The organism is Flavobacteriales bacterium, assembly GCA_030584065.1.
GTDB lineage: Bacteria > Bacteroidota > Bacteroidia > Flavobacteriales_F > PHOS-HE28 > PHOS-HE28.
In genome coordinates this window covers 2,558,511-2,575,667 of sequence record CP129489.1, presented here as the reverse complement: position 1 = coordinate 2,575,667, position 17,157 = coordinate 2,558,511, and the positions used below count along the sequence as shown (strand labels likewise).

At 65.4% G+C, this 17,157-nt stretch carries 13 protein-coding genes and 1 tRNA gene; 6 read left to right on the top strand and 8 right to left on the bottom strand.

Annotation, left to right across the window (positions count from 1 at the left end; translation table 11 throughout):
- Window positions 1-24: 24 nt before the first annotated feature.
- Together QY325_10870 and glmS are read left to right on the top strand one after the other, a co-directional pair.
- Window positions 25-1,320 carry a DUF4270 family protein gene (locus tag QY325_10870; protein WKZ65262.1) on the top strand — a complete coding sequence of 432 codons (1,296 nt, stop codon included), beginning with the start codon at window positions 25-27 and terminating at the stop codon, window positions 1,318-1,320.
- 7 nt (window positions 1,321-1,327) lie between these two features.
- Window positions 1,328-3,172, top strand: a complete 1,845-nt coding sequence (gene glmS, locus QY325_10865) for a glutamine--fructose-6-phosphate transaminase (isomerizing) (protein WKZ65261.1) — start codon at window positions 1,328-1,330, stop codon at window positions 3,170-3,172.
- Here the strand turns inward: glmS and QY325_10860 are convergent.
- The gene (locus QY325_10860) at window positions 3,159-3,518 is read right to left on the bottom strand and encodes a TM2 domain-containing protein (GenBank protein WKZ65260.1); all 360 of its coding nucleotides are present in this window, start codon (window positions 3,516-3,518) and stop codon (window positions 3,159-3,161) included. The two genes, glmS and QY325_10860, sit on opposite strands and share 14 nt — an antisense overlap.
- Window positions 3,519-3,589: 71 nt before the next feature.
- Complete coding sequence (locus tag QY325_10855) at window positions 3,590-4,198, bottom strand: superoxide dismutase (protein WKZ65259.1); 609 nt, start codon at window positions 4,196-4,198, stop codon at window positions 3,590-3,592.
- 129 nt (window positions 4,199-4,327) lie between these two features.
- Here QY325_10855 and QY325_10850 point away from each other — a divergent pair, with 129 nt between their 5' ends.
- The gene (locus QY325_10850; GenBank protein WKZ65258.1) at window positions 4,328-4,567 is read left to right on the top strand and encodes a hypothetical protein; all 240 of its coding nucleotides are present in this window, start codon (window positions 4,328-4,330) and stop codon (window positions 4,565-4,567) included.
- Window positions 4,568-4,636: 69 nt separating this feature from the next.
- Here the strand turns inward: QY325_10850 and QY325_10845 are convergent, their stop codons facing one another.
- The 6 genes from QY325_10845 to QY325_10820 all read right to left on the bottom strand — a co-directional run bounded on the left by QY325_10845 (window position 4,637) and on the right by QY325_10820 (window position 12,055).
- The gene (locus QY325_10845) at window positions 4,637-6,262 is read right to left on the bottom strand and encodes a S41 family peptidase (GenBank protein WKZ65257.1); all 1,626 of its coding nucleotides are present in this window, start codon (window positions 6,260-6,262) and stop codon (window positions 4,637-4,639) included.
- 5 nt (window positions 6,263-6,267) lie between these two features.
- A complete protein-coding gene (locus QY325_10840; GenBank protein ID WKZ65256.1) occupies window positions 6,268-6,732 on the bottom strand; it encodes a dCMP deaminase family protein in 465 nt (154 codons plus the stop codon).
- 72 nt (window positions 6,733-6,804) lie between these two features.
- Window positions 6,805-6,889: transfer RNA gene (locus tag QY325_10835), tRNA-Leu, on the bottom strand.
- Between the two features lie 43 nt (window positions 6,890-6,932).
- Window positions 6,933-8,735: a T9SS type A sorting domain-containing protein gene (locus QY325_10830; GenBank protein ID WKZ65255.1), complete on the bottom strand. Its 1,803-nt coding sequence runs from the start codon at window positions 8,733-8,735 to the stop codon at window positions 6,933-6,935.
- A 183-nt stretch (window positions 8,736-8,918) separates the two neighbouring features.
- On the bottom strand, window positions 8,919-10,457 hold the full coding sequence (locus QY325_10825; GenBank protein WKZ65254.1) for a hypothetical protein: 1,539 nt from the start codon (window positions 10,455-10,457) through the stop codon (window positions 8,919-8,921).
- 56 nt (window positions 10,458-10,513) lie between these two features.
- On the bottom strand, window positions 10,514-12,055 hold the full coding sequence (locus QY325_10820) for a glycine--tRNA ligase (GenBank protein ID WKZ65253.1): 1,542 nt from the start codon (window positions 12,053-12,055) through the stop codon (window positions 10,514-10,516).
- 176 nt (window positions 12,056-12,231) lie between these two features.
- On the opposite strand from QY325_10820, the gene QY325_10815 reads away from it, so the two are divergent.
- From QY325_10815 to QY325_10805, 3 genes are all read left to right on the top strand, one after another.
- Window positions 12,232-12,822, top strand: a complete 591-nt coding sequence (locus tag QY325_10815; GenBank protein WKZ65252.1) for a DUF3109 family protein — start codon at window positions 12,232-12,234, stop codon at window positions 12,820-12,822.
- 492 nt (window positions 12,823-13,314) lie between these two features.
- On the top strand, window positions 13,315-14,340 hold the full coding sequence (locus QY325_10810; GenBank protein ID WKZ65251.1) for a ribonucleoside-diphosphate reductase small subunit: 1,026 nt from the start codon (window positions 13,315-13,317) through the stop codon (window positions 14,338-14,340).
- Window positions 14,341-14,586: 246 nt separating this feature from the next.
- Window positions 14,587-17,094, top strand: a complete 2,508-nt coding sequence (locus QY325_10805; protein WKZ65250.1) for a ribonucleoside-diphosphate reductase subunit alpha — start codon at window positions 14,587-14,589, stop codon at window positions 17,092-17,094.
- The last annotated feature ends 63 nt before the right edge of the window (window positions 17,095-17,157 follow it).

The following is a 17,157-nucleotide window of genomic DNA, read 5'->3' as shown; positions in this document are numbered from 1 at the left end:
TCGGTCCTGCGGCTGGCGGCAGCCATGGCCGTCATCGCCTTCGCCGCGTGCCGGAAGCCGGATCCCGATGCCGGTACCGGCCTGCTGCCCGGCGATCCGCTCGGAACGGTGATCGACACCGCGAGCCTTCATGCCTACACGGTGGCCGACACCAGTTTCCGCTCCATCGGGCTCTCCAAGCAGCTGCTGGGGTCCTTCATCGATCCGGAGTTCGGCCTCACCCGTGCCGGCATCGTCACCGAGGTGAGGCTGAGCGCCTTCAATATCGGGGCGGGACAGGGCTCCTCGGGCCTCGTGGCCGACAGCCTGGTGCTTGCGCTGGCGTTCGATGGGGCGAACTACGGCTACGGCAACCTCGACGCGCAGGTGTTCCGCGTGCATGAGCTGGGCGAGCGCCTCGCCATCGATTCCCTCTACCGAAGCAGCCGGATGCCCGTCACCGTGGGCGACGACCTGCTCGCCGTCCGCGGCGGGCGCATTACCCCGCAGCCGCTCCGCAAGCCGTACATCCTCGGCGACAGCCTCGCACCGCAGCTGCGGCTCAGGCTCGCTCAGGCAAAGGCTGATACCTTCCTCGACGCCTTCGGCACCAGCGACCTGTCCTCCGACGAGGCCTTCCTCGAGTTCTTCCATGGCTTCTACGTCACCGTGGACAACAGCGGGCAACTGCCCCTCCAGAACGGCATCCTCTATTTCGACCTGCTCGCAGCGGCCTCGAAGCTGACCCTCTACTACCGCGACCAGAACGACCAGCCCGACCTGACGCGCGCATTGGATTTCCCCATCAACGCCAACTGCGTGCGCTATGGGGTGGTGGAGCACGACCGCTCACAAGCCACCGATCCCGGGCTCCTCCTGGCCCTGGCCGACCCCGAGCAGCCGGCACAGCGCACCTACGTGCAAACGCTCGCCGGCACGCGCACCGTCATCAGCCTCGCCTCGCTGACCGCCTACCGCGGCCAGCGCGCCGTGCTGGCCAAGGCCGAGCTTGTGGTGCCCACCGATGGCAGCTGGTATCCCTACTATCCGCCGCCCACCCAGCTCTTCCTCTTCCGGAAGGATGCCGCTGGGAACGATGTCTTCCTGCCCGACCAGCTGACCGGCATCGGCGCCATTGACGGCAACTTCAGGGCGATGGACAAGGAATACCGGTTCAACATCACGCGCTTCGCGCAGGGCGTGATCGATGGCACGTATGAAGACCCGGAGCTGGAAGTGCTCCCCGGCAGCGGGGGCATCTCGGCGAACCGCGTGGTGCTCAGCGGGCCGGCAGCGGCGCAACGGCCCATGCGCCTGCGCCTAACATTCACCTCATACTGAACCAGCCATGTGCGGAATCGTGGCGTACCTGGGCCATAAGGAAGCCTACCCCATCCTGATCAACGGCCTCAGGCGGCTGGAGTACCGTGGCTATGACAGTGCCGGTGTGGCGCTGATGGATGGCGGGGAGCTCACCATCTACAAGTGCCAGGGCAAGGTGAGCGACCTCGAGGCCCATGTGGCGGGCAAGTCCACCAAGGGCACCGTGGGCATGGGTCACACCCGGTGGGCCACGCACGGCCCCCCGAATGACATCAATGCGCACCCGCATCGCGCCACCAGCGGTGACATCGCCATCATCCACAACGGCATCATCGAGAACTACGCCGCCATCAAGGAGGAGCTCCGTCACCGCGGGCACCGGTTCCGCAGCGATACCGACACCGAGGTGCTGGCCCACCTGATCGACGATGTGCAGCGCACCGATGGCGTCGACCTCGCCGAAGCGGTGCGCTTGGCGCTGCAGAGCGTGGTGGGCGCCTACGCCATCGTGGTGCTCGACCGAAAGTCGCCGGACATGCTGGTGGCGGCGCGCAAGAGCTCGCCTCTGGTGATCGGCATCGGCGACGATGGCGAGCACTACCTGGCCAGCGATGCCACGCCCATCGTCGAGCACACGCGCAACGTGGTGTACCTGGAGGATGGCGAGATCGCCGTCATCGACCGGGCGCATGGGCTCCGGATCAGGAACATCAAGAACCAGGTGAAGACGCCCTTCATCCAGGAACTGGAGATGCACCTGGAGGCGCTGGAGAAGGGGGGGTACGACCACTTCATGCTGAAGGAGATCCATGAGCAGCCCCGCAGCATCCGCGACAGCATGCGCGGGAGGCTCAACCTGGCCACCGGCGAGGTGGTGCTGGGCGGCATCAAGGACCATGAGCAGCGGTTCGTGAATGCCAAGCGGATCCTCATCCTCGGCTGCGGCACCAGCTGGCACGCGGGACTGGTGGGCGAGTACCTGTTCGAGGAGCTGGCCCGGATCCCTGTGGAGGTGGAGTATGCCAGCGAGTTCCGATACCGGAACCCCATCGTGCACGAGGACGACATCGTCATCGCCATCAGCCAGAGCGGCGAAACGGCCGATACGCTCGCGGCCATCGAGCTGGCCAAGAGCCGCGGCGCCACCATCTTCGGCATCTGCAACGTGGTGGGCAGCAGCATTGCGCGCGTGACGCACGCGGGCTCCTACACCCATGCAGGCCCCGAGATCGGTGTGGCGAGCACCAAGGCGTTCACGGCACAGGTGACGGTGCTCACCCTCATGGCCCTTATGATCGGCCAGCGCAAGGGCGCCCTTCCCGCCAGCACATTCCATGGGCTGCTCAACGAGCTTGACGCCATACCGGAGAAGGTGCAGCGCGTACTGGCCGCCGAGTCGCAGATCCGCTCCATCGCCGACATCTATAAGGACGCCGCCAATGCGCTCTACCTGGGCCGGGGCTACAGCTTTCCGGTGGCGCTGGAAGGTGCGCTGAAGCTGAAGGAGATCAGCTACATCCACGCCGAGGGCTACCCGGCCGCGGAGATGAAGCACGGCCCCATCGCCCTGATCGACGAGGAGATGCCCGTGATCGTGATCGCCACCAAGGGCGCCAGCTACGAGAAGGTGGTGAGCAACATCCAGGAGGTGAAGGCGCGCAAGGGGAAGATCATCGCCATCGTCACCGAGGGCGACCGCGTGGTGAAGGACCTGGCGGACCACACCATCGAGATCCCCGAAACCGCCGATCCGTTGGTGCCCCTGCTGAGTGTGGTGCCGCTGCAGCTGCTCAGCTACCACATCGCCGTGATGCGTGGCTGCAACGTGGACCAGCCCCGCAACCTGGCGAAGAGCGTCACGGTGGAGTAGGCGCCTCCGCCCACATGAGGACGCGGCCGTTGTTGCGGAAGCGCTCCAGGTCCCTGGCCGTGATCAGGTGCACCAGGTCGATGAGCACGAGCACGCCGAAACCGCCGAAGGTGAGGCCGTATACCACGGCCACCTTGGGCGTGGTGCCGAGGTAGAGCCGGTGCGCACCGAAGGGCCCCAGCAGGGCTGCCAGGCCAATGGCCACGGCCCGATGGTTCTCCGGAGCAGCGGCCAGGGCCGCTGACCACTCCTCTTCGGTGAGCATGGCCGGTTGGGGCGTTGCGGGCAGGAACGGCCCGGCGGCACTCGCTGAACCGCCCATGGCGATCAACAGTGCAGCGGCCATGGCGGTCAAGACCCCCCAGCCTGGGCCGCAGGAACTGCCGGGCGTCACGGTGCGATGGAGCGCTGTGATCGTCACTTCGCCGCTGCGAAGCGCCGAGCGACCTCCGCCCAGTTCACCACGTTCCAGAAGGCCGCGATGTAGTCCGGTCGACGGTTCTGGTAGTGCAGGTAGTAGGCGTGCTCCCATACATCCATGCCCAGGATGGGCGTGCCACCGCAGCCGGTGGCCGGCATGAGCGGGTTGTCCTGGTTGGGTGTGGAGCAAACATCGAGCTTGCCCCCCTTCTGCACGCACAGCCAGGCCCAGCCGCTGCCGAAGCGTGTGGCCCCTGCGGTGGAGAACTTCTCCTTGAAGGCGTCGAAGGAGCCGAAGTCGCGGGCGATGGCCTCGGCGAGCTCGCCGGCAGGCGCACCGCCGCCGTTGGGGCCCATGATGCTCCAGAACAGCGTGTGGTTATAATGGCCGCCGCCGTTGTTGCGCACCGCCATGTTGGCCATGTCCAGCCCTTTCAGGATCTCCTCGATGGCCATGCCGTCCATCGGGGTGCCCTCGATGGCCTTGTTCAGGTTGGTCACATAGGCCTGGTGATGCTTGCCATGGTGGATTTCCATGGTGCGGGTGTCGATATGCGGCTCCAGCGCATTGCTGGCGTAGGGGAGGGGGGCGAGTTGGAAAGGCATCTGTTTCGTCTTCGCCGGGAATGGCCCGGTCGACGGGCCGAAGGTATTCACCAGAAAAGCGAATCCGGATTTTGAGGGATCGTCCCGGTGATTACTTTTGCGCCCACTTTCACCAACCGTACCACTCACATGTTCAAGAAGTTCGCCATTCTGGCCAGCATGTCCGCCTTCGTGGTGGCCTGCGGCCCCTCCCAAGCGGAGATCGAAGCCAAGGCCAAGGCCGTGGCTGACAGCATCGCTGCCGTGCTCCGCGAGGACAGCATCCGCATGGCTGAGGAAGCCGCTGCCGCTGCCGCCGCCGCTCAGGCCGTTGCAGACAGCGCTGCCGCTGCCGCCGCCGCTGCCACCGAGGCCGCTGCGACTAAGTAATCCTGCCGAAAGGCAGAAGGGAAAGGGGCCGGAAGGCCCCTTTTTCATTTCCCCCTGCCCCAAGGGCTTTCAGGGCCGCTGCTGGGCGAGGAGTTCGGCGCTGGCCTTCAGGAAGGTGCTGTCGGAATCGAGCATCACCTCGTAGAAGCCGGCATCGCCCCAGATATTCCGGGCCACACCGGCCTTGAGGCGCGTGGTGATCTGCCGACGCGAGCGCTCCAGGTCCCCCGGGCGCTCCACGATGCCCTGGGCCTTGGCCTCGGCCCGCAATCCCTGCAGCAGGGCGTCGTTCACCGCGTAGCGGATGTTGAAGTCCGCCGCGCTCCCGTAGGCCTTGAGCTGGGCTCGGTCGCGGTCGGCCACATCGAAGGCAAACTGGTTGAGGGTGCCGCTGAAGAAGAGGTCCGTGAGGAATTGCGAGCCCTCGGCCGTATCGGCCGGCACGAAGAGGTCGGGCATCACCCCGCCGCCGCCGTAAACCATGCGCCCCTTCAGCGTGCGGAAGACCTGCGAGGAGTCCACGCGCACGCTATCGGCGGAGTACAGCTCGCCATGCGAGGTACGGTGGTCGAAGTCCGCCTCGTAGTCCACCCCCTCGCCATAGGGCTTCTGTATGCTGCGGCCGCTGGCGGTGTAGTAGCGCGCGGTGGTGATGCGCACGGCACTGTGGTCGGGCAGGTCCACGTGCTCCTGCACCAGGCCCTTGCCGAAGGACCGACGGCCGATGATCAGCGCCCGGTCGTTGTCCTGCAGCGCCCCGGCGATGATCTCGCTGGCGCTGGCGGAGCCCTCATCGATGAGGATGGCCAGGGGGATGTCCTCGAAATCGCCGCGGGCGGTGGCCACCAGGTCGCGCCGTGGCGATTTGCGCCCCTGGGTGTACACGATGACACGGCCCTGGGGAAGGAATTCATCCGCGAGCTCCACGGCCGCGTTGAGGTAGCCGCCTCCATTGCCCCGCAGGTCGAGCACCATGCGCTGCATGCCTTGGCGGCGCAGCGCTTCAGCGGCTTCGACGAATTCGGCATGGGTGTTCTTCGCGAAGCGGCTCAACTTGATGTAGCCGGTGCCATCGGGCCGGAGCAGCGAGGCGGCCAGGCTGTGGATGGGGATGGCGCCGCGCGTGATGGTCACCTCCATGGGCTCGGGCCGGCCGCGCCTTGCGATGCGCACGTCCACCTTGCTTCCGCGGGGGCCGCGCAAGGCCTTCATCACCTGGTCGTTGGTGACGCCGACGCCGGCCAGGGGCAGCGAATCGGCCTGCAGGATCCGGTCGCCGGCGCGGATGCCGAGCTGGGCGCTGGGGCCTCCCTCCACCGGGCTCACCACCACCACCGTATCGCGCTGGATGGCGAATTCCACGCCGATGCCGTCGAAGCTGCCCTCCAGCGGCTCGGTGGCGGCGCGCAGTTCGGCGGCGCTGATGTAGTAGCTGTGCGGGTCGAGCCGTTGCAGCATCTCCTGCAGCACCTCCTCCACCAGGGCCTCCTTCTCCACGCTGTCCACGTACTGGCGGTCGATGAGGTCGAGCACCTGCCCGATCTTCTCCGCGGCACCGGGCTGCCGCAGCTGGAACACCGCCAGCGGCCCCTGCATGCCACTGCCCATGTTGCGGCCCAGGAACAGGCCGGCCACCAGCGCCAGCGAGAGCAGCAGCGGTACGAAGGGCGATATGGGATGGCGCTGTCGGTTCACGGCGGTCAGGGCATCTCCAGCTTGCTCACGAGCAGTCCGCCCTTCTCCAGGAGCGCCAGGCCGGATGGGTCCTTGTAGGCATCGAGGTACACGAGCCGCCTGATTCCCGCCTGCAGGATGAGCTTGCTGCATTCCTTGCAGGGGGAGTGCGTGAGGTACAACGTCGCGTGGCGCGCATTGTTGGTGCTCCGCGCCACTTTCATGATGGCGTTCGCCTCGGCATGCAGCACGTACCAGAGGGTGATGCCGCTCTCATCCTCGCAATCGTTGGGGAATCCGGTGGGCGTGCCGTTGTACCCATCGCTGATGATCATGCCGTCCTTCACCAGCAGGGCGCCCACCTTCTTGCGGGTGCAATGGCTCAGCTTGGCCCACTCCAGCGCCATGCGCATGTAGGCGCGGTCGTAGCGCTCCTGCTTCCCAGGGTCTGAATAGACCAGTGCGTCCTGTTGCATGTGTCCGGCGGGCATGGGGCCATGTGCTCATGGGTCCGATGCAATCTTCGGCAGGTCATGGGCGCATGCTCGCATGAGCGCATATCCTGGTGCCCAGGGTGGGACTCGAACCCACACGACTTGCATCATCGGTGTTTGAGACCGACGCGTCTACCGATTCCGCCACCTGGGCAGGGGGCGGCGAAGATAGGCGAAGCCGCATGGGACGCGAGACCTCACTCCCGCACCAGGCGAAGGCCGCTCACACGGCCTGCCGCTTCGCACCGGACGAGGTAGAGCCCGGCCGGGAGGTGGTCGACGGCGATGACCGCCGAATCGGCTGCGCGCTGGGTCAGCACCGTTCTGCCACGGGCATCGATGATCGTGATCACTACGGGCTCACCGGACCGGCGCAGGCTCAGGGTGACACGGTCCGTGGCGGGGTTCGGATGCAGGGTGGCCCATGGTGCAGGGGATCCAGCATCGGAGATGCCCGCAAAGGCTTCCTGGCAGGGCGGCCAATCCTCGGTGAGGTGGTCGAACATGGACGGGATGGCATGGGCGAAGGCCCGCACGCTGTCCACGCGCTGCTGCAGGGCGGCCACGCTGGCTTCCGGCCCACCGCTCGCGGCCCGTGCGAACACATAGGCCACCAGCAGGTTCACATGCATCCCCGGCTCCAGGGTGAAGGGTCCCATGCCGGCCACGGTACGCGGGTCGACCTGCAGGCCGGTGCCGTCGAGGGTGGCGGCCCAGGCGCCCTGCGGAACGCCGTTGGTGCCATTGCCCAGTGGGTCCGAATCGCCGGGAAAGGCGAAGAGGGTCGGCACCGCGCCGGGATCCGTGGGGTAGCCCGTGCCGCCATGGGTGAGGGGCGAGCCATCCTTCCACACGCTGCGGAGCTGATTGTGGAAGTGCGCGGCATTCGAGGGGTCGGTCATGGCGTTGGGTCCTTGCCGGAGGAAATACATGGAGTTGCTCAGGCCGAAGCGCTCGTTCTCCAGGATGCCGTCGCCGAAGCCCGTTCCGTTCACATAGCCCTCGGCAAGCGTCTGGCCATTGTCGGCCCCATCCGGATCGAGAAAGGGGCCCTTGAGCACCACCGTGCCGAAGGCCGGCGGCTGGGCGCCATAGCCGGTCGCGCCCAGGCAGTTCTGGTCGTCAGGGTCGCCATTGAGCGCATACACCATGCTGCGGCCCGCATCGGTGCCCACGATGTCGTCATCGGGGCAGCCCAGCTCGAAGTCGGCATAATGGCCGATCCGGAATCCGGTGAGCGTTTGCGTGCTGCGGTTGATGGCCTTGTAATGGACGAATATCGTCTGGTCCAGCGCCGGGTCCCCGGTGTAGGCGAACGGCATCATCTGCACCTCCACGCCGATGGGCAGACCGCCGGACACCTGGTGCGCACCAAGGTTGTCGTTGAAGATGCAATAGAGGGCCTGGTCACCGAGGATGCAGGGATGATCCCCGTTGAATGGATCATAGGCCCCGTCGGCATCCTGGTCGATGAAGGGCGCCAGGTAGAGGGCCTGGTCGGCGCTCACATCGCCCATGGCCGGCCAGGTCAGGAAGGCCTCTGGAATGATGTAGCCGTCGGGGAACAGCACGCTGATGTCGCACCCGGGGTCCTGGATGCATCCGAACCAGGCGCGGTGGTCCTCCACCTGCTGGCGGGTGATGCTCCATACCTGGTCGAAGGCGGCGGATACCGCAGGCGTGATGGAGGCATCGGTGACGGTGAGGGGACCGGGGAAGTAATCGCTGCCGGTGGCTCCGGCAAGGTGAGCCGCCAGCCGCAACTGGCCGGAGGAGGTGAGCCCTCCCATCCAGAGGCCGCTCGCATAGAGGGGCGCTGCGCCGCCCGCCACGGGCACGATGAAGGCGCTGCTGCCGGTGGCCAGGTTGGGCCCGATGAGCCCGTTGGAGTGGACCCGGGCCCGCACGTCGTTGATGTCGAGCTCGGCGAAGGCTTGGCCGTGCGCGTGGTGGATGATGAGCGAAAGGCTCGTGAGCAGGGCGGTGGAGAGACGTTCCATGGGTGCCGGATTGAGGTAGGTTGGACGCTATGAATGTGAACCTACACCGGCCTGTGACTCCCCGATTGGGGTGAACAGTGAACGGGCGATGCCGCCCGGCGAAGCGGCCTGCGCGGTCAGCCAAAGGCGCAGGACATCAGCCCCGAGGTGCGGCATGGCGGCGCTGGCACACTCACCGTGCACTCACCGGCCCAGCCACCACCTCCTGAGCTGCACTTGCTGGCGGGTGGCCTTGGGGGCAACGCTCAGCTGTCCGGTTCCCTCGTCGAAGCGAAGTCCGGTGCGCTGCGCCCAGTGGGCCATCGGCAGCGCGCCCGGCTCGTTGAGGTGCCGCTGCAGCAGGCTCCCGATGTCCGGCCCCGTGAGCCGCTCGATGGCGGCGAAGAGGTCCTCGTCCTTGAACGGTTTGCCCGGTCCGTATTCACGCTGCAGGTCGCGCACCAATTCCTGCACACCGTAGGCGCCCTTCGAGCGATCGCGCAGGGCGATGTCCAGCCCCATGCAGAAGAGCGTGCCCTTGAGGTAGAAGTTGTAGTACTGGTCCTGCCGTTCCATGGCCTGCTGGCTCAGCGTGGTGAGGGGGATGCTGTCGGTGAACTTGCGCATCATCCGCACCTTTTCGTTCACCACGCCCAGGAACTCCTCCACCGACCGGCGGCCCTGCTTCACGGGCATGTGGATGGCGAAGTACTCGGTCATGCCCTCATACAGCCAGAGGTGGCGGCTCATGCGCGGGGCATGGAAGTCGTAGTGCTCGATCTCCTCGCTGTGCACGCTGAGCGGCAGGATGGTGTGGAAGAACTCATGGCTGGCGATGCCATGCACGCTTTGGGCGATGGCCGCCGGGTCCAGCGGCATGCAGAGCAGGATCAAGGTGGAGGCGGAGTGCTCCAGCCCATCGCCCATGGTGCTGCCTTCGCGGTTGCTGGGGTTGTGGTAGATGAGGAAGGTGTACTCCTTCACAGGCAAGGTGCCGCCGAGGTAGGCACGCTGGTCGGCAAGGAGGGGGCGGATGTGCGTGGCCACATCATGCGCGATCGATTGGCCGGTGGTGCTGTGGCAGGCCACCAGCACTTCGATGTCCTGCAGGCGGATGCGGGCGGTATCCGGCTCCGCCACCAGCATCGGGTTGTCCACAAGGTGCCGGTAGCTGGTGGCTTGGAAGGCCGTTGCCCCGCCGCTTTCGGTGGTGCGGGGCAGACTCGTGGCGGCGTAATGCGTGGCGGGCTTCTTCAGATGGAGCGTGTAGGGCAGGTGCTCGAAGCCTTCGAAATAGCCGATGATGGTGTTGTGGTTCAGCACGGCGGCCGTGGGCTTCACCGTGCCTTCGGACGAGCGGTAGTTGCCGATGGAGAAGCGGATGTCGAACTCCTCCCAGCCATCGTCAACGGAGTAGGTGATGCGTGTCAATCCCTGTGGCTTCGGCAGCCTCCAGCGGTCCACATCGATGCGCTCGATGGGAAGCGGATCGCCATCGCCATCAAAGGCCTCCATGGCTCCGGCCAGCCTGCCGTGGTCCATCACGCCATAGATGCCGGGGACGATGCGTGGCAGGGCGAAGACCAGCGGGGCATCGCCGGGCATGGGCGGCACGAGGATCTCCACTTCCAGGCGGTCATTGCGCTGGTCGCGCAGATCGAGGTTGACCGTGATGCCTGTTTGGGCGAGCAGGCCGGCGTGCAGGGTGCAGGCCAATAGCAGGGTGGGGAAACGTACGGCCATGGAATGCGCAGGTCCGTCATGGGACGGACCGTGCACGCACGAAGTTACTCGGCGGGTCAGAGCCTCCGCAGCAGCACCCGCAGGTCCACCTTCTCGCTCACGATGCGCTCCAGCTCGCTGATGGCCACGCGCTCCTGCTTCATGCTGTCGCGCTCGCGGATGGTGACGGTGCCGTCCTGCATGGTGTCGTAGTCCACCGTGATGCAGTAGGGCGTGCCGATGGCGTCCTGGCGGCGGTAGCGCTTGCCGATGCTGTCCTTCTCGTCGTACTGGCAGTTGTGGTCGAGCTTCAGCCGGTCGATGATGGCGCGCGCCTTCTCGGGCAGGCCGTCCTTCTTCACCAGCGGCAGCACGGCCACCTTCACGGGGGCAAGCGGGGCAGGGATGCGCAGCACCACGCGCTCCTCGCCGCCTTCGAGCTTCTCTTCGTCGTAGGCCGCGCTGAGGATGGCGAGGAACATGCGGTCCAGCCCGATGCTCGTCTCCACCACATAGGGCACGTAGCTCTCGTTGGCCTCGGGGTCGAAGTAGGTGAGCTTGCGGCCGCTGTGCTTCTCGTGGTTGGCCAGGTCGAAATCGGTGCGGCTGTGGATGCCCTCGAGCTCCTTGAAGCCCATCGGGAACCTGAACTCGATGTCGCAGGCGGCGTTGGCGTAGTGCGCCAGCTTGATGTGGTCGTGGAAGCGGTAGCTCTCAGTGGGGAGCCCGAGCGCGCGATGCCACTTCATGCGCTGCTCCTTCCACGCGTTGTACCACTCCATCTCGGTGCCGGGCTTCACGAAGAACTGCATCTCCATCTGCTCGAACTCGCGCATGCGGAAGATGAACTGCCGCGCCACGATCTCGTTGCGGAAGGCCTTGCCGGTCTGCGCGATGCCGAAGGGGATCTTCATGCGCGCGCTCTTCTGCACGTTGAGGAAGTTCACGAAGATGCCTTGCGCCGTTTCGGGCCGCAGGTAGATGGTGCTGCTCTCGCCGCTCACGCTGCCCAGCTCCGTGGCGAACATCAGGTTGAACTGGCGAACGTCCGTCCAGTTGCCCGTGCCGCTGATGGGGCACTTGATCTCCTCGTCGATGATCAGCTGGCGCAGGGCGGCGAGGTCGTTGGCCTCCAGGGCGGCCTTCATGCGGCCCTCCACAGCATCGATGCGTTCCTGCGAACGCTTCACGTTGGGGTTGGTGGCGCGGAACTGCGCCTCGTCGAAGGCCTCGCCGAACTTCCTGCGGCCCTTCTCCACCTCCTTCTCGATCTTGTCGGCGTACTTGGCCATGTGCTCTTCGAGGAGCACGTCCGCGCGGTAGCGCTTCTTGCTGTCCTTGTTGTCGATGAGCGGATCGTTGAAGGCGTCCACGTGCCCGCTGGCCTTCCACGTGGTGGGGTGCATGAAGATGGCCGCGTCGATGCCCACGATGTTCTCGTGGAGCTTCGTCATGGCCTCCCACCAGTAGCGGCGGATGTTGTTCTTCAGCTCCACGCCGTACGGACCGTAGTCGTAGGTGGCGCTGAGGCCGTCGTAGATCTCGCTGCTGGGGAACACGAAGCCATACTCCTTGGCATGGCCGATGAGGGTCTTGAGGCGGTCTTCCTGGTTGCTCATGATGTGCGCGCGGTCGCTCTGGAAACCTTCAGCGTCGCGGGGCGCAAAGATGTGAAGCGCGAAGGAACCGCAACGGAGCGGACACGCGACGAATTCGCGACGCCCAGGTCGGCGGTGAAGGTGGCGTTCCCGCTGCGCCGCCGCATGGTTGCGGCTGAACCCGGTAGCTTCGCGCCATGATCGAGCACCGCGGCACCCTCATCTCCGAGGACCTCTTCGAGAAGCGCTTCGTCTGCGACCTGGGGGCCTGCAAGGGCGCCTGCTGCGTGGAGGGCGAGAGCGGCGCCCCGCTGGAGCCCGAGGAGGCCGAGCAGATCGAGAAGCTCTGGCCCGAGTTCCGCAGCTACATCCCGGAGAAGGGCCGCCAGGCCGTTGCCGAGCAGGGCTTCAGCGTGATCGACGAGGACGGTGACCTGGTGACGCCGCTCGTGGATGGCAGGAAGGAATGCGCCTTCACCATCTTCGAGAACGGCATCGCGCTCTGCGGCATCGAGAAGGCGTGGAAGGACGGGAGGATCCCCTTCCGCAAGCCGATCAGCTGCCACCTGTATCCCATCCGCATCGAGAAACTGAAGTTCCACGAGGGGCTCAACTACCATCAGTGGAACCTGTGCAAGCCGGCGCGTGCGTGCGGCGCCAAGCTCGATGTGCCGGTATTCCGCTTCCTGAAGGATGCGCTCATCCGCAAGTACGGCGAGGCCTGGTATGCGGAGCTGGAGGGGATCTACGCGGAGTGGGAGATGGAGCGCAAGAGCGGCAAGCAGTAGCCCTCTGCGCCCTGCCTCGTAGGGGGCACCGGGAGGAAAGGCCCGCGCGCGCGTTCGCTCCGTCCGCTGCGTCCCCGGCAGAGCCCGCATCCACCGATCCCCCGCCGCTCGCGACCCTCCGTGCCGCTCCCTCCGTGGAACGCCCGTCACCGCTGCGAACCGCGCACCCATGTTCGCGCTTTCGCCCTACGGCCGCGCGGCTCCGGGCTTGTTAACCGATCGTGAAAAGAAATCGCTTGCAAGTGTCCGCGGTGCGTCTCTTCCGCGTCTGTCGCGGGGAACCGGCCCGTGTTGAAAAGTAGAGGTAAGTGGTGCCGCCGACCCGTTGCACCGCCCCCGCTCCGGGGCCACTTTTGTGACCCGCCGACGCCCCGGCCCCGATCCCTTCGGAGCACGACGCCGGCGGACCCAGCGAAAAGACCGAGAAGTGAAGATGGCGGGACCCGTCCTGCCGGCGAAACCGTCCCCACACGAACCCAGAACGCATTACCGATGAGCGCCCAACAAGACCCCCAGATGAGCATGGAGCTCCCGAGCAACGCTGACGCCAACGAGCCGATCCTGAAGGAGAACAAGGACCGCTTCGTCATCTTCCCCATCCAGCACCACGACATCTGGCAGTTCTACAAGAAGCACGAGGCCGCCTTCTGGACCGCCGAGGAGATCGACCTGCATGCCGACCTGGTGGACTGGGCCGACAAGCTCAACGACGATGAGCGCTACTTCATCAAGCACGTGCTGGCCTTCTTCGCCGCCAGCGACGGCATCGTGAACGAGAACCTCGCCGAGAACTTCCTCCACGAGGTGCAGTACCCCGAGGCCCGCTTCTTCTACGGCTTCCAGATCGCCATGGAGAACATCCACAGCGAGACCTACAGCCTGCTGATCGATACCTACATCAAGGACCCCATCGAGAAGGACCGGCTGCTGCACGCCATCGAGACCGTGCCGTGCGTGGGCAAGAAGGCCGAGTGGGCCCTGCGCTGGATCGGCAAGGGCAGCTTCGCCGAGCGCCTCATCGCCTTCGCCGCCGTGGAGGGCATCTTCTTCAGCGGCAGCTTCTGCAGCATCTTCTGGCTCAAGAAGCGCGGACTCATGCCCGGCCTCAGCTTCAGCAACGAGCTCATCAGCCGCGACGAGGGCCTGCACTGCGACTTCGCCTGCCTGCTCTACACCAAGCACCTCATCAACAAGCTCCCCAAGAAGACCGTGGAGACCATCATCCGCGACGCGGTGGAGATCGAGAAGGAGTTCGTCACCGACGCCCTGCCCGTGAACCTGATCGGCATGAACGCCAAGCTCATGCAGCAGTACATCGAGTTCGTGGCCGACCGCCTGCTGGTGGAGCTCGGCAACGAGAAGATCTACAACGCCATGAACCCCTTCGACTTCATGGAGATGATCTCCCTGCAGGGCAAGACCAACTTCTTCGAGAAGCGCGTGGGCGAGTACCAGAAGGCCGGCGTGCTCAACAAGGAGAAGGACCAGGCCAAGTTCACCCTCGACGCTGACTTCTAGTTGTCGGCGGTCGTTGTCCGATGCCCGATGCATGGCCCGTGCGGCATCGGGCTCGGACAGCAGACAGCCGGCATGCATCCGCAATTCACATCCGCCGGTTGACGATCATCCGTTTGACAACCGGGCCAAGGGACGGGCAGGGGACCATCTTGGAAGCCCTGCATTGACAGGAAAAACAACACGCCGGACCGACGAGGCGGGAGCCGAGGCGGGCCGGTCCACCAAAACCAAACCCATCGAGAGAACATGTACGTCATCAAGCGCGACGGCCGCCGGGAGGCAGTGAAGTTCGACAAGATCACCGCCCGGGTGAAGAAGCTGTGCTATGGACTGGACCCCATGGTGGATGCCACCGTGGTCACCATGAAGGTGATCGACGGCATCTACGATGGCGTCACCACCACCGAGCTCGACAACCTCACCGCCGAGGTGGCCGCCACCATGACGGTGAAGCACCCGGACTATGCCCAGCTCGCCAGCCGCATCGCCGTCAGCAACCTGCACAAGAACACCAAGAAGTCCTTCAGCGAGACCATGAAGGACCTCTACGACTACGTGGACCCCAAGACCGGCGAGAAGGCCAGCCTCATCGCCGAGGACGTGTACCAGATCATCCGCAAGCACGCCGATACGCTGGACAGCGCCATCATCTACGACCGCGACTTCAGCTACGACTTCTTCGGATTCAAGACCCTGGAGCGCAGCTACCTCCTGCGCATGCACGGCAAGGTGGTGGAGCGCCCGCAGCAGATGCTCATGCGCGTGGCCGTCGGCATCCACAAGGAGGACCTGGAGAGTGCCATCCGCACCTACAACGACCTGAGCGAGGGCTGGTACACCCACGCCACCCCCACGCTCTTCAACGCCGGCACCCCCAAGCCGCAGATGAGCAGCTGCTTCCTGCTGCAGCTGAAGGACGACAGCATCAGCGGCATCTACGACACCCTGAAGCAGTGCGCCCAGATCAGCCAGAGCGCCGGCGGCATCGGCCTCAGCGTGCACAACCTGCGCGCCAAGGGCAGCTACATCAAGGGCACCAACGGCACCAGCAACGGCATCGTGCCCATGCTGCGCGTCTTCAACGACACCGCCCGCTACGTGGACCAGGGCGGCGGCAAGCGCAAAGGCTCCTTCGCCATCTACCTCGAGCCCTGGCACGCCGACATCTTCGACTTCCTCGAGCTCAAGAAGAACCACGGCAAGGAGGAGATGCGCGCCCGCGACCTCTTCTACGCCATGTGGATCCCCGACCTCTTCATGAAGCGCGTGGAGCAGAACGGCGACTGGACCCTCATGTGCCCCAACGAGTGCCCCGGCCTCTGCGACACCCACAGCGAGGAGTTCGAGGCGCTCTATGAGAAGTACGAGGCCGAGGGCAAGGGCCGCCAGACCATCAAGGCCCAGGAGCTCTGGTTCAAGATCCTCGAGAGCCAGATCGAGACCGGCACGCCCTACATGCTCTTCAAGGATGCCGCCAACCGCAAGAGCAACCAGCAGAACCTGGGCACCATCAAGAGCAGCAACCTCTGCACGGAGATCATCGAGTACACCAGCCCCGATGAAGTGGCCGTGTGCAACCTCGGCTCCATCGCCCTGCCCAAGTTCGTGGAGAAGGGCAAGTTCGACCACGACAAGCTCTTCGAGGTCACCTACCAGCTCACCAAGAACCTCAACCGGGTCATCGACCAGAACTACTACCCGATCCCCGAGGCGCGCCGCAGCAACATGCGCCACCGCCCCATCGGCATCGGCGTGCAGGGCCTGGCCGACGCCTTCATCCTCATGCGCTATCCATTCGACAGCGTGGAGGCGAAAGTGCTGAACCGCGAGATCTTCGAGACCATCTACTACGCCGCCCTCACCGCCAGCAAGGACCTGGCGAAGGAGGAAGGCCCCTACGAGACCTACGCCGGCAGCCCCATGAGCAAGGGCATCATGCAGCCCGACATGTGGGGCGTGAAGCCCAGCGACCGCTGGGAGTGGGAGGCGCTGCGCGCCGAGGTGAAGCAGCACGGCGTGCGCAACAGCCTGCTGCTGGCGCCCATGCCCACGGCCAGCACCGCGCAGATCCTGGGCAACAACGAGTGCTTCGAGCCCTACACCAGCAACATCTACACGCGCCGCGTGCTCAGCGGCGAATTCGTGGTGGTGAACAAGTACCTGCTGCGCGACCTGGTGAAGCTGGGCCTGTGGGACGAGACGCTCAAGAACAAGATCATCGCCGCCAACGGCAGCGTGGCCAACATCCCGGAGATCCCGCAGAACCTCAAGGACCTCTACAAGACCGCCTGGGAGATCAGCCAGAAGGTGATCATCGACATGGCGGCCGACCGCGGTGCCTTCATCTGCCAGAGCCAGAGCCTCAACATCTTCATGGAGAACGCCAACTTCGGCAAGCTCACCAGCATGCACTTCTACAGCTGGAAGGCGGGCCTGAAGACCGGCATGTACTACCTGCGCACCAAGGCCGCTACCGATGCCATCAAGTTCACGGTGGATAAGAGCAAGCTCGCGGAGCCTGCGGCGGCGAAGGAGCCCGCCTACGCCAAGGCCTCGGCGAGCGAGGGAGCTGGCAACGGCGTGGCGGTGGGCAGCACCGTGGTGATGGACCCCGTGATCAGCGGCCCCACAACGACCCATGCCGTGAGCTCAGTCGAACGGAGCCCCAAGGCCATGACCGCCGAGGAGCGCGCCGCCGCCGAGATTGCCTGCAGCCTCGATAACCCGGAGGGGTGCGAGATGTGCAGCGGGTAGGAGTGAGCACCGAATGAAACGCAATCGCAGGGCTCACGGAAGTGGGCCCTGCGGACATTTGGA

Bases quoted from the DNA above. Each gene is read 5' to 3' on its own strand.
- QY325_10870 (WKZ65262.1), top strand. From the start codon at position 25: ATGGCCGTCATCGCCTTCGCCGCGTGCCGGAAGCCGGATCCCGATGCC.
- glmS (WKZ65261.1), top strand. From the start codon at position 1,328: ATGTGCGGAATCGTGGCGTACCTGGGCCATAAGGAAGCCTACCCCATC.
- QY325_10860 (WKZ65260.1), bottom strand. From the start codon at position 3,518: ATGGCCGCTGCACTGTTGATCGCCATGGGCGGTTCAGCGAGTGCCGCC.
- QY325_10855 (WKZ65259.1), bottom strand. From the start codon at position 4,198: ATGCCTTTCCAACTCGCCCCCCTCCCCTACGCCAGCAATGCGCTGGAG.
- QY325_10850 (WKZ65258.1), top strand. From the start codon at position 4,328: ATGTTCAAGAAGTTCGCCATTCTGGCCAGCATGTCCGCCTTCGTGGTG.
- QY325_10840 (WKZ65256.1), bottom strand. From the start codon at position 6,732: ATGCCCGCCGGACACATGCAACAGGACGCACTGGTCTATTCAGACCCT.
- QY325_10830 (WKZ65255.1), bottom strand. From the start codon at position 8,735: ATGGAACGTCTCTCCACCGCCCTGCTCACGAGCCTTTCGCTCATCATC.
- QY325_10825 (WKZ65254.1), bottom strand. From the start codon at position 10,457: ATGGCCGTACGTTTCCCCACCCTGCTATTGGCCTGCACCCTGCACGCC.
- QY325_10820 (WKZ65253.1), bottom strand. From the start codon at position 12,055: ATGAGCAACCAGGAAGACCGCCTCAAGACCCTCATCGGCCATGCCAAG.
- QY325_10815 (WKZ65252.1), top strand. From the start codon at position 12,232: ATGATCGAGCACCGCGGCACCCTCATCTCCGAGGACCTCTTCGAGAAG.
- QY325_10810 (WKZ65251.1), top strand. From the start codon at position 13,315: ATGAGCGCCCAACAAGACCCCCAGATGAGCATGGAGCTCCCGAGCAAC.
- QY325_10805 (WKZ65250.1), top strand. From the start codon at position 14,587: ATGTACGTCATCAAGCGCGACGGCCGCCGGGAGGCAGTGAAGTTCGAC.